Origin of the sequence: Alteribacter lacisalsi, assembly GCF_003226345.1 — a bacterium.
In the GTDB taxonomy this organism is placed as follows: domain Bacteria; phylum Bacillota; class Bacilli; order Bacillales; family Salisediminibacteriaceae; genus Alteribacter; species Alteribacter lacisalsi.
In genome coordinates, this window is record NZ_PDOF01000001.1 from 1,923,895 (window position 1) to 1,939,824 (window position 15,930).

Genomic DNA, 15,930 nt, shown 5'->3' on the forward strand with positions numbered 1-15,930 from the left:
AAAAACACCCCTGACCCATTTATTATACTAGAGGGGCCAAGGGGTGACAACGCACTCCGGACTATTGTTTTTTATTTGTCACTTCAGGCTCCGGCGTCTCCTCGGCAGAGCTTCTACCGCTCCGTTCTTTAACCCGTGACCGCTTGGCAGGGTCAGGCTGGAGACTGGCATTTTCCTGTTCGAGCTTTCTGATCTGCTTTTGGAGGCTGTATATTTTATAAATCCCTACTCCCCCCACTATCATTCCGCCCATCAGGACAGATCCGATAATGACGAGCACAAGAGGCCAATCACTCTGGCCGACAAGGTAGTTCACTTCCACCGGGTCCACATTAATGACGGCAAAAATCGAAATCAGAAGTGCTACAATAATACCGGTAATCAGGCCCCATTGTCCCCTCATTCCAATCAACTCCTCTTCCATTTAGGTTGTGGTAAAGCAAGCATTTGTTTGACACTTCCTCTGCCACTTTTTCCGCTTAAGTGCCGCACTTTCGCTTCAGCTTTAACCAAGTCTCTTATTTGTCCTCCGAGTAGGGATTGATATGCACTCGTACGTCCTGTACGTATTCATCCTCCATCAGACGGTCCTTCACTCTTTTACCTATTCTATGCCCATCCTCCACTGTGATGCCCGGATCAACCGCAACCTTAATATCCACAATTACGTAATGACCATGTTCCCGTGCAAGGAGTTCATTGATCGCAAGAACCCCATCCACTTTTTCTGCTTCCTCAAGCATGGCTTCCGTGTCTTCCTCATGAAGGACGTGGTCCATCGCATTATGAATGGCCTCGCTGCCAAGCTTCCAGGCCATTTTACCGATAAGGATTGCAACAAAGAATCCGGCTGCCGGGTCAGCATAAACAAGCCAGTCAATACCGATATTGCCCCCAAAAATGGAGGCACCGATGCCGATTAAGGCTGCAACGGAAGAGAACACATCAGAACGGTGATGCCACGCATCTGTTATCAACGCATCGCTTCTGTATTTTTTACCCAAATGTATCTTATATCGAAACATCAGTTCTTTTACAATGATGGAAAATATGATGGCGTAAATAGCCGCCATACCTGGTACGGCGATCGGTTCAAAGAGCGCTTTTACGGCATTGATCGCAATTTCCAGACCTACAAAAAAGAGAAGAACCGCGACAATAATGGCCGTAATCGTTTCAGCTTTTCCGTGACCGTAGGGATGATCTTCATCAGGTGGCATTTTCGCTGCCCGCACACCAACCAGAACAGCTACAGAGCCGACAACATCGGAGGCCGAATGAACCGCATCGGCCACGAGCGCCCGGCTGTTGGCCATGATACCGGTCACGGCTTTTACCGCCGCTAGAATGATGTTGCCGATAATTCCAACCCAGGCGCCAAACCTGACCTTTTTATATCTGATATCCTGATCTGATTGAGTCACACCTGCTCGCTCCTTTTATGTATGGTGTTTTATCAGTTTACACGAAATGCGCTGGAAAAGAATCGGACGATTGATGATGGTTTGCTTTTAAATCAGATAATCCCGGCTGTGCATCGGAAGTTTTGAACGATTCACCTGCTGTCACTCTTATCCTTCACTCCAACACCGCAACTCATGCAGAAGACCCGCAGGCAGCTGCTGCCTTGCGGGTCTTTGAATCTGTTTTTATGCTTCACTTTCCTGAACATCCTGGGATTTAAATTTCGCACGCTTCAGCTGGCGCGCCTTTAAAACAGCCCAGAGCTGAGCAGCGATAAACAGCGAGGAATAGGTTCCGGCAACAAGCCCCACCACGAGAGCGAGGGAGAACGTCCGGATGGCTTCCCCTCCAAAGATGAGGAGGGCACCGGCGGCAAAGACAACTGTCAGCACGGTGTTAATGGACCGGGCAAGTGTCTGTATCAGACTCTTATTTACGACACGGGAAACATCTTCAAATGTCTTCACGCGTTCTTCAAGCTTCATGTTCTCGCGGATCCGGTCAAAGGTAACGATTGTATCGTTGATCGAGTAACCGATAATCGTAAGTACCGCTGCAATGAACGGGATGTTGACCTCCCACTGAATAATACTGAACACGGCAAGAATAAAGAGTGCGTCATGAAAAAGAGCCACGATTGCCGCAAGACCATACATAAACTGAAAGCGGATCGAAACATAGATGATAATTCCGACACATGCAATCAGGACACTGATCAGCGCGTTCATCGCCAGCTCCTCACCGACGATCGGTGTGACACTGCTCACTGTCGGCACACTTCCGTACAGCTCTTCAAAATGCCTTTGTGCTTCAAGCGTTTCCTCCTGAGAGAGCACGCCGATAAACACCGCACGTCCAACGTCATTTTCGTCCCCGGCAAGGGTAATATCGTCAGGTTCAAGACCGATTGAGGCAAATTCCTCAGCAATTTCCGCTTCCGTTACCGTTTCATCTGCAAGCACATCCATCGTCGTTCCGCTGCTGAAGTCGATCCCCAAATTCAGCCCGATGGTGGAGAGGAGTATGATCCCTACTGAAATCAGCACTGCTGAAAAGGTGAAAAACTTCTTACGGTGCTTTACAAAATCCAGCTTCGTTGTTTCATGATTAAAGTTCACTGATTTCACTCTCCTTTACACCAAACAGCTTCGGTTTCTTGTTCAGAATCCGGCTGTTTACCCACAGGCCAAGCAGCAGTCTTGAGCCGAAGACGGCTGTGATGAAGCTTACGAGAATACTTGTAATCAGCATTATCGCGAAGCCCTGCACAGCACTTGTGCCGTAATAGAAAAGCACCCCGGCAGCAAGAATGGTCGTAATGTTGGCATCCAGAATTGTTGAGAGTGATCGGCGGCTTCCCGCTTTGAAGGCACTCATGGACGATTTGCCGCTTCTGAGCTCGTCTTTAATCCGTTCGTAGGTAATGATGTTCGCATCCACAGCCATACCTACACCGAGAATAAGGGCTGCAATCCCCGGCAGGGTAAGTACAGCGTTCATCCAGTTAAACACCACTAGTACAAAATAAATGTACACGCTTAGTGTAATGACCGCGATCATTCCCATAAAGCGATAGTAAAGCAGCATGTAGGCAAAAATCAGGGCAATCCCGATAAAGCCGGCGGTAATTGCAAGATCCATCGCACGCTCACCGAGTGACGCCCCAACAGAGTTGGAGTAGATTTCATCCAGTTGAACAGGCAGGGCTCCCGCGTTCAAAATTCCCGCAAGATGCTGGGTTTCCTCGACGGTAAACGTCTGGCTTTCAATCATTATGTCTGTTGTATTCAGCACACGCGTTACAGAAGGTGCGGAAACAATCTTTGAATCCTCTTTATTGATTTCTTCTGCGAAAGAATCGTCTTCATCGTAATCAAGCCAGATCGCCATCCGGTTATCCGGCGGGTCGTACTCCATCACATGCCTTGACACTTCAGCCATCTGATTTGCATCACGAAGCGTAATGCTTACAATCGGACGGTTTGTTTCTCCGTGGAAATTGGACCGGGCGCCGCCTTCCACAAAGTCCGATCCATCAAGAAGCAGATTGTCTTCCACATCTCTCAGGCTCAGACGCGCTTCAGTTGACAGGAGTTCCCGGGCGGACTGCTGATCCGTCACCCCTGCAAGCTGCACGCGTACCCTGTCTTCCCCTTCAATCGTCACGTTCGGTTCAGACACACCAAGGACGTCAATTCTCGCATTGATCGCTGCCACCGTATCTGTCAGGAGTTCCCTGTCAACTTCCTGATCTTCACCCACCGGTGTAACTTCATACAGGACTTCAAAACCGCCCTGCAGATCGAGTCCAAGACGGATATCATCCGCATGGTCCGTCACGTTTGTGGCAATCAGTCCGGCAAAGAAAGCGACGAGTACAAAAAACACCGCGATCCGCCATTTCTGGACGCCTCTTTTTTTCTTTTTCATGACCCCACATCCTCCTTATGTTGCCAAGCCGCTACTGTGTTTTCGGTAACTTTACCCAATATTCCCATTATAGCGAGTTCAAAAAAAACATGTCAATCGGTGTCAGCGTTTTGTCAGTTCGTCCAGATCCATTTCATCAAGGCTGACCTGCTCCTCTTGATCTCTGCCGAAGTAATCCGGCGCTTTGTAAGCTTCCATCGTCAGAAAATTCATGTACTCCGAGGATTTAAGGCTCATCACGTCACCAAGCAGCCTGTGGATCCGGAACGGCTCTTCCAGGTCACCACGTTTAATGTCTTTTTGCCATTTTACCGTAGCGCACTGCCACACATCTTCAACCGTCACCTTTTCATAGCCGAACATCTGCCATTCCTCTGCTTTACTCTCGAGTGCCGGCATCAGTTCCTCTTTCCAGCTGTCAAAATTTGCACGATTCATGAACCTCTCTCCTCTCCATTGTTATCCGAAGAATCCGTAAGTAAACAATGTAACGCCCACTCCTGCAATAAGAACGCCAAAGCCGATCGCCATAAACGCAAGGCGGGTCGGGATAAAGAACAGGATCGCTGCGAGTGAGGCCGAGTAAGCCCCGGTCGTCGGCAATGGTACCGCCGTAAACAAAATAAGGCCGAGGGCCCCGTATTTCTCTACTTTTTCGCTCTTATTCATCGTCCGTTTATATAGCCAGTCATAAAAACGTTTATAAATGGCAAACCGCATCATAAACTGACTGATCGGTCTGAACAGAATTAAGATTGGCAGAATCGGCAGCAGATTTCCGATCATTCCGTAAATCATTGCCTCATACCAGGTAAGTCCCAGAATAAGTGCCATAGGAATGCCGCCCCGCAGCTCAAGAATAGGCATCGCCGATACGAGCACGACGAGGAGTTCCGGGGGTAAAAATGAAAAGTTCTCTAGAAAAAATTCCTGTAGTGTTTCCTTCAACGCCTGTCGCTCCTTTATGTATCACGATCATTTCGCCGGACTATAGGACAACTTGTCATGTCCGGCCCCCCATTCAGCATATACATCTTTAAGGAAAAAATCTATAACTGACCGAAAAAAAGCTGTAAAAATTGCCTGTCTTTTCTTCTCTCAGACAGGTGGCGTCAGTATAAAGTCATTTAAAAAGGCAGGGGCTGCTATGACGAAACAATCGTTTCTAAAAGGTGCGTTCATTCTGATCATTGCCGGGCTCATTACCCGGATTCTGGGATTTATCAATAAGATCGTTGTAGCAAGGATTATGGGGGCTGAAGGTGTCGGTCTGTATATGATGGCGGTTCCGACACTGCTTTTGGTGATTACCCTTACCCAGCTCGGTCTTCCTGTGGCCATTTCAAAACTTGTTGCCGAGGCCGATGCATCAGGGGACCGGGCCAGAATCAAACGAATACTTGTTGTCTCCATAAGCGTGACTGCTGTTCTGAGCGTTATTTTTACCACTGTCATGATATTAGGTGCCCCACTTATTTCAAGAACACTTCTGACAGACGCCCGTGCCTTTTATCCGCTCGTTGCCATTGCCCCGATTGTGCCGATTGTGGCCCTGTCATCTGTGCTGAGAGGCTACTTCCAGGGCCTTCAGAACATGAAGCCCACGGCCTACTCACAGGTAATTGAGCAGGTTGTAAGAATTACACTCGTTGCGGCCTTTACGACAGCACTACTGCCCTACGGGATTGAGTACGCTGCAGCCGGTGCGATGATCAGTGTGGTCATCGGGGAATTTGCGTCGCTTATGTACATGATTTATCAGTTCAAGCGCCGAAAGAAGTTCAGAATCCGCCGGCAGTTTTTCGAGCATGTGAAGGAAGGGCGCAAAACCTTTAATAATTTGATGGCCATTGCCCTTCCAACGACCGGGAGCAGGCTGATCGGCAGTGTGAGCTTCTTTTTCGAGCCGATCGTGGTTGCACAGAGTCTTGCCATTGCAGGTGTAGCCACAGTTGCTGCCACAACTCAGTACGGGGAACTGGCCGGATTTGTGATTCCCCTTCTTCTCCTGCCGACGTTTATCACTTACTCTCTGAGTGTTTCTCTTGTGCCGGCAATCAGTGAAGCAGCTTCTCAAAAACAGTACGGCATCATTCACCATCGGCTCGGTCAGGCACTGCGTCTCGCCCTGGTATCCGGCGCAGGTTCGGCAGTTCTTCTATACATGTTCGCTGAACCGATCATGACACTCATGTACGGCGCGCCGGAAGTGGCCGTCTATGTTGTGATTATGGCTCCTTTCAGTATCTTTCTTTACTTTCAGGGACCGCTCCAGGCTGCCCTGCAGGCCCTTGATCTTGCAAAAGCAGCGATGGTTAACAGCCTTGTCGGCGCGGTTGTAAAAATAGCCGCCATTTTTGTTCTCGCCTCCAGACCTGAGCTTGGCATTATGGGAGCAGCCCTGGCCATTGTGACCGGTTTTATTCTCGTGACCCTTCTTCACTTTGCCACACTTGTGAAAACGATCAGTTTCACGATTGATGTCAAGGAGTTTATCAAAGTGGTCGGAGCGATCGTCCTTGCTGGTGCCGCGGCCTGGTACGGACTCAAATATGTGGCCTTTTCTTCTGTACTTGTCTGGGATACGATTGCACAGATTACACTCACACTGATCGTTTATACAGCCGCCCTCTTTGCTCTCGGACTCATCAAAAGAGAAGAGGCACGCCGCCTCCCGGTTATCGGAAAGTATTTTTAAGAAGATAAGCAGAGAACGCTGAGCAATAAGCTCAGCGTTCCTGTTTTTCATCAATATAAAATTGATTCTCACCTGTCATCATGCAGTACGAAATCTTCTTAATATCCCTGTAGCCGAGCTTTCTAAGCTGCTGGCGAAGCCATAAAGGCGTCCGGTTCATTTTTTCCAGGTGCTGGTTCTGGACCTTCCCATCAAGCACGAGAGGCAGAGGGAGACAGGCCTGATGATCATTACTTTCAGCTTCTTCTTTCATCCTTTTGATGACAGATAAATCCCCTGACGACTCCAGAATTGCAAACTCCACATCTGCCGGTGTTTCCACGTTTTTCTGCCTTAGCTGGATAATCAGATCATCATAATTATAGCGCTTCTTCCTCATTTCCTGTTCATCAATTTTTTCTCTACCGGACGATTTCCCATCAATAAATGTTCTGAGACGGTCACTTTTCAGCGACACAAAAGCAAGCGTAATTTGAATGAGCATCAGCACGACCATGGGAAGAATCTGTTCAGCCATTGGCACCGAAGCGTTTGCAATTGACAGGACGGCCAGCTCGGCGATCATAATCGAAACGACGAAATCCACAATCGATAACTGGCCGATTTCCCTTTTTCCCATCATCCGCAGAACAATGAGAATCACAAAGTAAATGACGATCGTCCTGGCTGCGACTGTTCCAAGTTCCACCTCATTCACTCCCTTTTCCGCGAACCCGTTTTTCCTAGTGTTGCCTGGAGAGAAGCAATCTCCCGTTGTAATAGTTGGAAACGGTGCCGGCAGCAATCAAAAAAAAGACCGCCTCCGGAAAATAGAGGCGGTCATGATCTACATATGGATGAGATACCTGAAGTAGATATAGAAACTCGAGATTACAAATGAAATGATGGCTGCAGGTCCGCCGATCTTTAAGAAGTCCACATAGCTGAACGGCTGCTTTGCCTTTACAGCCATACCGGCCACAATCACGTTTGAGCTTGCCCCGATCAATGTACCGTTGCCGCCGAGGCAGGCCCCTAGAGCGAGTGCCCACCAGAGTGGATCAAGGTTCGTCATCCCAAGTTCCTGAAACTCCAGAATGACCGGAATCATCGCTGCTACAAAAGGAATATTATCCACAAACCCTGAAAGCACACCAGATACCCAGAGAATAAGCATCGCTGTTTTCGGCAGATCTCCTTCTGTGTAGGCAAAAATACTGACCGCGATCTGATCGATAATGCCAACTTCCTTAAGACCTCCCACAAGCATAAACAGCCCAACAAAGAAAAAGAGGGTTACCCACTCGATCGCCTGAAAGACCTCTTCGGTCTGCTGTTCTTCGTGGGTCAAAAACATGAGAAGCAGTGCCCCTGCCATGGCAATACTCGTCAGCTCCACGTGAAGCAGTGGCTGAAGGAGAAAACCTGCCGTTGTAAGCGCTAGGACAAGGACGGATTTGACAAGGAGCCCCCTGTCTCTCAGATAATCCCTCGGATTTAATTCCATAAGCGCATGCCTCTGGTCTTTAGAAACATGGAGCTGGCCCCGGTATAGAAACGTCACCCACGCCATAATGATCAGAAAAATAAAGAGAACAACCGGGCCCAGGTGAATAAGAAACGCATTAAATGTCAAATGTTCCACCGCCTGGCCGATCATCAGGTTAGGCGGATCACCAATCAGGGTTGCCGTTCCCCCGATATTTGATGCCAGGATCGTTGCCAGAAGATAAGGAATCGCAGAGATTCTAAGGAGCTTTGTTAACGTGAATACGATCGGTACAATCAGGAGGACGGTCGTGACATTATTTAAAAATGCAGATCCAACTGCAGTCAGAGTTGAGATGACAAGCAGAAGGGGCAGCGGCTTACCTTTTACAAAGCGGGCGAGCGTGATGGCCACATATTCAAAGAAACCGCTCTGACTTGTGATCGACACAAGAATCATCATGGAAAGCAGGAGCACAATCGTGTGCCAGTCGATATGCTCAATAAATGCTGTATTTAAATTTAAAACACCGGCAAACAGCATTGCCACGCCTCCAAGACAGGCAACCAGCGCACGGTTGTACTTTTCGCTAATGATAAACACATAGCTGACCACAAAAATCAGAATTGTAAGCATCAGTGCCATACGGACAGTCCCTCCTTTTCCTCCGTACATCCTTATGAAAGAAACTGGACAAACATGCCCGGCACAAAAAAGCCCGTCTATATTCTGTACATGCCGAATATGCATTACTAAAACCATGTTTTCTACTAGGAGGTCATAAGTAAATGGCTGAGCGGCAATTACTATCAAGTGCACTTTACGGCATATTAGCGATTCTCATTCTTGTCCTTTCAGCAAGCCTGATCGTTTCGTTTCTACTGAGATTTACATCCATGGAAGAAGGTTCGTTTGCCTGGTTTCTGATTCTTTTCTCTTTTGTGGCTATGTTTATCGGAGGATTCATTTCCGGGGGGAAAGCGAAGCGCAAGGGGTGGATCGCCGGCGCGGCAACCGCTGTAATCTACACACTGGTTATCTTCCTCGTTCAGTTTCTCGGTTACAACCAGATGTTTGATATGCAGCAGACCCTCATGCACGCAGGCTATACAGGATCGGCGGTTCTTGGCGGGATTCTTGGCGTAAATATGGTTGGCGGAAACAATAGCTGACGAAATACCCGGGCCGCGGTTACGTGACCCGGGCAGTTTTATGTTTTTGTTCAGCGGCAAAGAGAGGCAAGGTAAAGACTAAAAGGCCTGAGATTGCTGGGATTGCCGGATATCAGCGATGGTTTCGATTTATTTGCTAAACTTTCGAGATATCCACGATAATCCCAATATATCCGCTAATACAATCTAGCACAGCTAAACCATCCATCCCATTTATCCATCCCCTGCCCCGACACATACAAAAACCCCCTCTGCACCAAGTGCGGAGGGGGCCCTTAATTTTACATCCAACTGTCTTAGTCGCGATTTGTAACGTCACGAACCGCCTGGCGGTCGAACGTCAGCTTGTTGCCGTTATCGACAGCGACAATAATGCGGTCATCATCGATCGCATCAATTGTGCCGTGAAGTCCGCCAATTGTGATGATTTTATCTCCCTTTTCAAGAGAGGTATGCATCTGCTGAATTTTCTTCTGCCGCTTCTGCTGCGGTCGGATCAAAAGAAAATAAAAGATCGCAAACATAAGTAGTAAAGGTACGAGTGCCCCTAACATGTCCATCTATTTTCACCCCTTTCAACGAAAGCCGTCCGTTTTCTTTTCTCTGTATAAGGAAAACGTACATATTTCCTCTATTAACAAGTGTTGACTCTCCGGTACTATTGTAGACAATGTTTTGACTGAAAATCAATTAAAATATTTCAAACCGGCGGAAAGTTTCAATTTAAAACCGGTTATCCGGCCAGCTTAAAAGTTTTTTGCATCTTTCTTATTAAACCCGTACTGTTCAAAAAACGCCTCTTTGAAATCGAGCAGGCGGTCTTTCCGGATCGCCTGACGGACATTTTCCATCAGATTTACAAGGAAGTACAGGTTATGGTAAGACGTGAGCCTGTATCCGAATGTTTCGTTGCATTTCACCAGGTGGCGAATGTAAGCGCGGGAGTAGTTTTTACACACCTGACAGTCACAATTTTCATCGATAGGACGGAAATCCCGTGCGTATTTTGCGTTGCGCACGACTAAACGCCCCTCGCTCGTCATGCAAGTGCCGTTTCTTGCAATACGGGTAGGAAGCACGCAGTCAAACATATCCACGCCCCGGATCGCTCCGTCGATGAGAGAGTCAGGCGAGCCGACGCCCATCAGGTAGCGCGGCTTATTATCCGGGAGAAGCGGTGTCGTAAATTCAAGCGCCCGGTTCATTACGTCTTTCGGTTCCCCAACGCTGAGTCCGCCGATGGCGTAGCCCGGAAAGTCCATTGATACTAGATCCTCCGCACTCTGACGGCGGAGATCTTCGTACTCCCCTCCCTGAACGATCCCGAACAGTCCCTGTTCGTCAGGCCGTTTATGAGCCTTCAGGCAGCGCTCTGCCCAGCGACTCGTCCGCTCAACCGAAGCCTTCATGTAATCGTGTTCGGCAGGGTATGGAGGGCATTCATCAAACGCCATCATAATATCAGGACCAAGATCGTTCTGAATCTCCATGGAGCCTTCTGGAGAAAGAAACAGTTTCTCCCCGCTCAGGTGATTTCTGAATTCCACGCCTTCTTCTGTAATTTTGCGCATGTCACTGAGACTGAAAACCTGAAAGCCGCCGGAGTCCGTCAGAATCGGCCGGTCCCAGTTCATAAAAGCATGAAGACCCCCTGCTTCCCTGATAATGTCGTGACCCGGGCGGAGCCAGAGATGGTAAGTGTTACTGAGAATAATCTGCGAACCAAGCTCCTTTAGTTCGTCCGGACTCATTGTTTTGACTGTAGCCAATGTGCCGACCGGCATAAAAACCGGAGTTTCAAACGTACCGTGAGGCGTGTGAACGCGGCCAAGACGAGCGCCGGACTGTGTGCACGTTTTAATATGTTCGTACGTTACTGCTGCCATTTCTTTCACTTCCTTATCATTATCCTGATCAGGCAGCCAGTGAGCCCGCCTGCTTTCATTTACTCATTCGAAAAACCCGCTTCAAACGGACGTTCCCTGTAGAAGGCGCCGTCCTCCGTTCTAAATTTTTCTAACATATGGTAACAGAAAAACACCCTAAATAATCAGCATCGCATCGCCGAAACTGAAGAACCGGTAATGTTGACTCACAGCCTCCTGATAAGCACCCATTACATTCTCTCGTCCGGCAAATGCGCTGACAAGCATGACGAGAGTGGACTTGGGTAGATGAAAATTGGTCAGAAGGCCGTCAAGTGCGCGAAATTCAAAACCCGGGTAAATAAAGATATCGGTCCAGCCGGATGAAGCCTTCAGCTTTCCCCCATTGTCGCGGGCGATGGTTTCAAGTGTCCGTGCTGATGTGGTACCGACAGCAATAACACGACCGCCCTGTGCCTTCACACGTTCAAGCGCGGCTGCCGCTTCTTCATCCACCTGATAAAATTCTGCGTGCATCTTGTGTGATTCGACATCCTCAACGCTGACAGGACGGAATGTCCCCAGTCCCACGTGAAGAGTGATGTTGACAATTTCTACACCTTTCTGCTCCGCTTCCTCGAGAAGTTCACGTGTAAAATGCAGACCAGCTGTAGGTGCCGCTGCCGATCCCCGGTGCTTGGCATACACAGTCTGATAGCGCTCCTGCTCATCTAATTGTGTCTGAATGTACGGCGGAAGGGGCATCTGACCGAGCTCGTCCAATACTTCATGAAAAATTCCGTCAAAACTGAACTGAATGTCACGACGACCTTCTTCGAGCTCTTCCGTGCATATCCCAACAAGCTTTCCGTCGCCGAAGCTGACACGGGTGCCTTTTTTCAGTCGTTTGGCAGGTTTTACGAGGGCTTCCCACGTATATTCGCCTTTTTCTTTTAAAAGAAGCACTTCTATTTTCGCTCCGGTTTCTTCTTTTATGCCGAAAAGACGGGCCGGGATGACGCGTGTGTTATTGATCACAAGTGCGTCTCCTGCCTTTAAATAAGTAAGCATATCCTTAAAATTCCGGTGAGCTGTTTCACCTGTTCTCCGGTTCAGAACAAGAAGACGCGAGCGCGTCCGGTCCTTCAGCGGTGTCTGGGCAATCAGTTCTTCCGGAAGTGTAAAATCAAACTGAGAAACATCCATAATCCGTTCCCTCTTCTTTCGTTAATCGCAGAGGTGATCCCTGCCAAAAATACATACCTGTACAGTATAGTAAAAATTCATACCGTTCGCCAACATAAAAACGGGAAAAAACCGAACCCGGTATGACGCGGATTCAGTCTGATTACCTGAAACGTCCAAATAAAAACAGGACGAGGGACAAAATGATACTGATCACGATCGACGTCATTAGCGGAAAGTAAACGGTGGTGTTTCCACTTTTAAACAGAAAATCCCCCGGCAATTTGCCGAGATTGATAAAACGTCCGCCTACCTGCCAGAGCAGGCCGGCGACAATGAGCACAACGCCGATCATTATCAGGAGCTTTGATATGCTGATCACGTGCCGGGCACCTCCAGGTCAAAATGATCGTAAACACGGTGTGTTACCATTCTGCCCCTCGGCGTCCGTTGTAAAAACCCAATCTGAAGTAAATATGGTTCATATACGTCTTCAATGGTATGGGCTTCTTCTCCGATCGTAGCTGCGATCGTATCAAGCCCGACAGGACCGCCTTTAAATTTCTCAATCATACCTTTCAGCAGTTTATGATCGATATGATCGAGGCCTTCCTGATCCACTTGGAGAAGCTCGAGCGCCTCGTCTGTGATTTCCTTCGTTACTTCTCCGTCTGCCCTCACCTGGGCGAAATCCCTGACACGCCTTAACAGGCGGTTGGCAATACGCGGCGTTCCCCTTGAACGGCGGGCGATTTCCCCGCTGGCACGCATGTCGATTATCACGTCCATTACATCAGCTGTTCGTGTCACAATCTCCGAAAGTTCCGGATGTGTATAAAACTCAAGCCTGCTCATGACGCCGAAACGGTCTCTGAGCGGCGCGGAAAGCATCCCTGCACGGGTAGTTGCACCAACAAGCGTAAATGGCGGCAGATCCAGCCTCACAGAACGGGCTGACGGTCCCTTTCCAATTACGATATCAAGACAGAAGTCTTCCATTGCAGGGTACAAAACCTCTTCCACAGAGCGGTTAAGCCTGTGAATCTCATCAATAAACAGGACATCTCCCGGCTCAAGTGAAGTAAGGATAGCCGCGAGATCGCCCGGCCTCTCAATGGCAGGACCTGAAGTTGTCCGGAGATTTACCCCCATTTCGTTTGCAATGATTGAAGCAAGCGTTGTTTTTCCCAGTCCGGGAGGGCCGTATAGAAGGACATGATCAAGACATTCCTCACGCATTTTTGCTGCCTCGATAAAAACCTTCAAATTATCTTTGACCGTCTTCTGTCCAATATACTGGGAGAGCCGCTGAGGGCGGAGGGAAAGTTCCTGCCACTCTTCCTCGTGCTGCGTCTCTCCACTGACGATCCGCTCTTCCATAGCTGTTTCCTCCGATCCTTTACATTTATTACACCTGAAGCATGAGCTTTAATGCTTCTTTTATATAACCGTCCGTTGTCATTTCTTTATCCTTGAGTTTCGGAAGCGCCCGCTTGATTTCTCGATCAACATAGCCCAGGGCCCTGAGGGCTTCCACAGCTTCATCCAACTCTTCATTGCCTTTCTGCTGTTTGAAGGCGGATTCCGGAACAGGATCGCCGTTCTTGTCCAGAAGGGACGGCATCCATTCAGGCAGTTTGCCTTTAAGATCGAGAATTATCTGACGAGCTGTTTTTTTGCCGACACCGGGAAACTGGACCAGGAACCGCTCGTCTTCTTCTTCAATTGCCTGCACCACACGCTCTGGTGCCCCGGATGCAAGGATGGCGAGAGCTCCTTTAGGACCTATGCCTGAAACCTGCAGCAATTTTTCAAAAAGCCTCCGTTCACTACGGTTGTGAAAACCAAACAGCTTGATTGCGTCTTCACGGACATGCTGATATGTATAAACAGTCAGTGTTTCTCCTTCTTCTTTGCGGAAACTGAACGGATTAGCACAGTAGACGAGGTAACCAATCCCATTAACATCAATAACAATATATTCTGTATCAATATCACTTAATTTTCCTGTAACAAATTCAATCACCGAATCTCTCCCCTGCATTCATGCGAACATATATTTCTATCTTAGCATATTACGCCTGCCAGGGGTATGCCGAACAGTGCCCGTAAAAGGAAAACCGTTCCCTGGGAATAGTCACAGGAAACGGTCATTATTCCATTATTAAAACTCAGCATACTTTTCATACATCTGCAGCACATCAAGATATTGATCCCTTGAAAATACCGGAATTCCTCGTTTCAATTCCGTGTGTGCATGACTTTTTAATTCTTTCGTATTAATCTGCCAGAAGGACTGAATTACTTCATTTTCTTCCGGCTTTCCATAATAAATATTGAGCATTCCGTCCTCTGACAGACCAAAGTACCCATTAAGCTTCAGGAGCGGGGAAATATCGTTTACTTCCTGCCTGAAAATAACCTGATCGTAATTGTGATCCACGAGCTGCCACTCGTCATAAAAAGACCAGAAGTCCTCCATTGACCAGATAACTTCTTCTACAATCTCCTCGCTGATTTCCCCGTCCAGATATACGCGTTGCAAAAGCACTTCGACCGTAATCGGCCCTGTTACTTCATAAGCGCCGCTCTCTGATCTGTCAGATGTATTCTCACTGTGAGCCGGTACAACACCAGCCAGGCATACTGCAAGAAAAATAATGACCGGAAGAATAACCCGGTTAAACTGTATCATTTGATGGCCTGCTGCAAACATGGCGCTCGTGCCTCCCTGAAAAAAACATTTATCGATCCGGGACCCTTTTGAAGAAAGGACATCGCACATAAAAATCCCCGGATTCCGGTTAAAATCATTGTTACCAGATCAGGGGATTTTTAACCATTTAATCATTTTCAGGTGCAAGATTATGGTAAACCGCTTCTACATCCTCGTTATCTTCAAGGACCTCAATCAGCACGAGGACTTCCTCTGCCTGCTCTTCGGAAAGGACGGTTTTAACGTTCGGAACCATAGCTGTATCGGCATCGTCTGTTTCAAAACCGGCCGCTGCAAGGGCTCCTTTAACAGAGTCAAGGTTTTCAGGGGATGTGATCACCTCAATTTGAGAGGCATATTCTGCCACATCCTCCGCACCTGCATCAATCGCCGCAAGGGTTAAGTCCTCTGCCTCAACGGGATCCTCAAAAACGAGCAGCCCTGCGCGGTTAAACATATAGGCTACGCAGCCGCTCTCCCCGAGGCTGCCTCCATTTTTATTAAACGCGAGCCTCACTTCCGCTGCTGTGCGATTGCGATTGTTTGTCAGCGCCTCCACATAAACAGCTGAGCCATGAGGTCCGTATCCTTCGTATGTAATCGTTTCGTATGTAACGCCGTCCAGATTTCCGGATGCCTTCTTCATAGTACGGTCTATATTTTCATTCGGCATGTTCGCTTCTTTGGCTTTAGCGAACGCTGCTTTCAGCTTACTATTTGTTTTCGGGTCACTCCCGCTTTCACGAACTGCAGCAAAGATCTCTTTTGAAATATGTGTAAAGACTTTCGCTTTTTTTGCATCCTGACGGCCTTTTCTATGTTTTATGTTTGACCACTTCGAATGTCCAGCCAAATACTTTTCCCCCTTTCGATTCAGTTTTACTATAACATACCAACGCCTGAACAAAGCAGCATAAGATAAGGCAGGTTAC

Annotated in this window: 18 protein-coding genes; 2 read left to right on the forward strand and 16 right to left on the reverse strand. The window is 48.1% G+C overall.

What is annotated here, in order from left to right:
• Nucleotides 1-61 precede the first annotated feature (61 nt).
• From CR205_RS09585 to CR205_RS09610, 6 genes are all read right to left on the reverse strand, one after another.
• Complete coding sequence (locus tag CR205_RS09585; RefSeq protein WP_110518983.1) at nucleotides 62-403, reverse strand: LapA family protein; 342 nt, start codon at nucleotides 401-403, stop codon at nucleotides 62-64.
• Nucleotides 404-518: 115 nt separating this feature from the next.
• Complete coding sequence (locus tag CR205_RS09590; protein ID WP_110518986.1) at nucleotides 519-1,424, reverse strand: cation diffusion facilitator family transporter; 906 nt, start codon at nucleotides 1,422-1,424, stop codon at nucleotides 519-521.
• Nucleotides 1,425-1,649: 225 nt separating this feature from the next.
• Nucleotides 1,650-2,582, reverse strand: coding sequence for a protein translocase subunit SecF (gene secF / locus CR205_RS09595; RefSeq protein WP_110518988.1), 933 nt, complete (start codon nucleotides 2,580-2,582; stop codon nucleotides 1,650-1,652).
• Nucleotides 2,572-3,894, reverse strand: a complete 1,323-nt coding sequence (secD, locus tag CR205_RS09600; protein WP_110518990.1) for a protein translocase subunit SecD — start codon at nucleotides 3,892-3,894, stop codon at nucleotides 2,572-2,574. The genes secF and secD overlap by 11 nt, the downstream gene beginning before the upstream one ends.
• 102 nt (nucleotides 3,895-3,996) lie before the next feature.
• On the reverse strand, nucleotides 3,997-4,332 hold the full coding sequence (locus tag CR205_RS09605) for a post-transcriptional regulator (protein ID WP_110518992.1): 336 nt from the start codon (nucleotides 4,330-4,332) through the stop codon (nucleotides 3,997-3,999).
• A gap of 21 nt (nucleotides 4,333-4,353) precedes the next feature.
• Nucleotides 4,354-4,842, reverse strand: coding sequence for a COG2426 family protein (locus CR205_RS09610; RefSeq protein WP_236634733.1), 489 nt, complete (start codon nucleotides 4,840-4,842; stop codon nucleotides 4,354-4,356).
• Between the two features lie 199 nt (nucleotides 4,843-5,041).
• Between CR205_RS09610 and spoVB the strand changes: the two genes are divergently transcribed.
• Complete coding sequence (spoVB, locus tag CR205_RS09615) at nucleotides 5,042-6,592, forward strand: stage V sporulation protein B (RefSeq protein WP_110518994.1); 1,551 nt, start codon at nucleotides 5,042-5,044, stop codon at nucleotides 6,590-6,592.
• A gap of 31 nt (nucleotides 6,593-6,623) precedes the next feature.
• On the opposite strand, the gene CR205_RS09620 is transcribed toward spoVB, so the two are convergent.
• The gene (locus tag CR205_RS09620; RefSeq protein WP_110518997.1) at nucleotides 6,624-7,280 is read right to left on the reverse strand and encodes a DUF421 domain-containing protein; all 657 of its coding nucleotides are present in this window, start codon (nucleotides 7,278-7,280) and stop codon (nucleotides 6,624-6,626) included.
• Between the two features lie 138 nt (nucleotides 7,281-7,418).
• Nucleotides 7,419-8,705, reverse strand: a complete 1,287-nt coding sequence (locus tag CR205_RS09625; protein WP_110518999.1) for an ArsB/NhaD family transporter — start codon at nucleotides 8,703-8,705, stop codon at nucleotides 7,419-7,421.
• A 143-nt stretch (nucleotides 8,706-8,848) separates the two neighbouring features.
• Between CR205_RS09625 and CR205_RS09630 the strand changes: the two genes are divergently transcribed.
• Nucleotides 8,849-9,232, forward strand: coding sequence for a TIGR04086 family membrane protein (locus tag CR205_RS09630; RefSeq protein WP_110519001.1), 384 nt, complete (start codon nucleotides 8,849-8,851; stop codon nucleotides 9,230-9,232).
• Nucleotides 9,233-9,528: 296 nt separating this feature from the next.
• Here the strand turns inward: CR205_RS09630 and yajC are convergent, their stop codons facing one another.
• From yajC to CR205_RS09670, 8 genes are all read right to left on the reverse strand, one after another.
• Entirely contained in the window at nucleotides 9,529-9,792 is a 264-nt protein-coding gene (yajC, locus tag CR205_RS09635) for a preprotein translocase subunit YajC (protein ID WP_110519003.1), read from the reverse strand.
• A 186-nt stretch (nucleotides 9,793-9,978) separates the two neighbouring features.
• Complete coding sequence (gene tgt / locus CR205_RS09640; protein ID WP_110519005.1) at nucleotides 9,979-11,118, reverse strand: tRNA guanosine(34) transglycosylase Tgt; 1,140 nt, start codon at nucleotides 11,116-11,118, stop codon at nucleotides 9,979-9,981.
• A 156-nt stretch (nucleotides 11,119-11,274) separates the two neighbouring features.
• The gene (gene queA / locus CR205_RS09645) at nucleotides 11,275-12,303 is read right to left on the reverse strand and encodes a tRNA preQ1(34) S-adenosylmethionine ribosyltransferase-isomerase QueA (protein WP_110519007.1); all 1,029 of its coding nucleotides are present in this window, start codon (nucleotides 12,301-12,303) and stop codon (nucleotides 11,275-11,277) included.
• 142 nt (nucleotides 12,304-12,445) lie between these two features.
• Complete coding sequence (locus tag CR205_RS09650) at nucleotides 12,446-12,655, reverse strand: DUF2905 domain-containing protein (protein ID WP_110519806.1); 210 nt, start codon at nucleotides 12,653-12,655, stop codon at nucleotides 12,446-12,448.
• Between the two features lie 5 nt (nucleotides 12,656-12,660).
• Nucleotides 12,661-13,662 (reverse strand): Holliday junction branch migration DNA helicase RuvB, encoded by a 1,002-nt coding sequence (ruvB, locus tag CR205_RS09655; protein WP_110519009.1) that lies wholly within the window; start codon nucleotides 13,660-13,662, stop codon nucleotides 12,661-12,663.
• A gap of 28 nt (nucleotides 13,663-13,690) precedes the next feature.
• Nucleotides 13,691-14,308 carry a Holliday junction branch migration protein RuvA gene (gene ruvA, locus CR205_RS09660; RefSeq protein ID WP_142669880.1) on the reverse strand — a complete coding sequence of 206 codons (618 nt, stop codon included), beginning with the start codon at nucleotides 14,306-14,308 and terminating at the stop codon, nucleotides 13,691-13,693.
• Between the two features lie 138 nt (nucleotides 14,309-14,446).
• A complete protein-coding gene (locus CR205_RS09665) occupies nucleotides 14,447-14,977 on the reverse strand; it encodes a BofC C-terminal domain-containing protein (RefSeq protein WP_110519808.1) in 531 nt (176 codons plus the stop codon).
• A 148-nt stretch (nucleotides 14,978-15,125) separates the two neighbouring features.
• Nucleotides 15,126-15,851, reverse strand: a complete 726-nt coding sequence (locus CR205_RS09670; RefSeq protein WP_110519013.1) for a YebC/PmpR family DNA-binding transcriptional regulator — start codon at nucleotides 15,849-15,851, stop codon at nucleotides 15,126-15,128.
• Nucleotides 15,852-15,930 lie beyond the last annotated feature (79 nt).

What these genes read in the sequence shown, in the direction of transcription:
- CR205_RS09625 (WP_110518999.1), bottom strand. Translation starts at nt 8,705, where the DNA reads ATGGCACTGATGCTTACAATTCTGATTTTTGTGGTCAGCTATGTGTTT.
- tgt (WP_110519005.1), bottom strand. Translation starts at nt 11,118, where the DNA reads ATGGCAGCAGTAACGTACGAACATATTAAAACGTGCACACAGTCCGGC.
- CR205_RS09630 (WP_110519001.1), top strand. Translation starts at nt 8,849, where the DNA reads ATGGCTGAGCGGCAATTACTATCAAGTGCACTTTACGGCATATTAGCG.
- CR205_RS09585 (WP_110518983.1), bottom strand. Translation starts at nt 403, where the DNA reads ATGAGGGGACAATGGGGCCTGATTACCGGTATTATTGTAGCACTTCTG.
- queA (WP_110519007.1), bottom strand. Translation starts at nt 12,303, where the DNA reads ATGGATGTTTCTCAGTTTGATTTTACACTTCCGGAAGAACTGATTGCC.
- yajC (WP_110519003.1), bottom strand. Translation starts at nt 9,792, where the DNA reads ATGGACATGTTAGGGGCACTCGTACCTTTACTACTTATGTTTGCGATC.
- secD (WP_110518990.1), bottom strand. Translation starts at nt 3,894, where the DNA reads ATGAAAAAGAAAAAAAGAGGCGTCCAGAAATGGCGGATCGCGGTGTTT.
- CR205_RS09665 (WP_110519808.1), bottom strand. Translation starts at nt 14,977, where the DNA reads ATGATACAGTTTAACCGGGTTATTCTTCCGGTCATTATTTTTCTTGCA.
- CR205_RS09605 (WP_110518992.1), bottom strand. Translation starts at nt 4,332, where the DNA reads ATGAATCGTGCAAATTTTGACAGCTGGAAAGAGGAACTGATGCCGGCA.
- spoVB (WP_110518994.1), top strand. Translation starts at nt 5,042, where the DNA reads ATGACGAAACAATCGTTTCTAAAAGGTGCGTTCATTCTGATCATTGCC.
- ruvB (WP_110519009.1), bottom strand. Translation starts at nt 13,662, where the DNA reads ATGGAAGAGCGGATCGTCAGTGGAGAGACGCAGCACGAGGAAGAGTGG.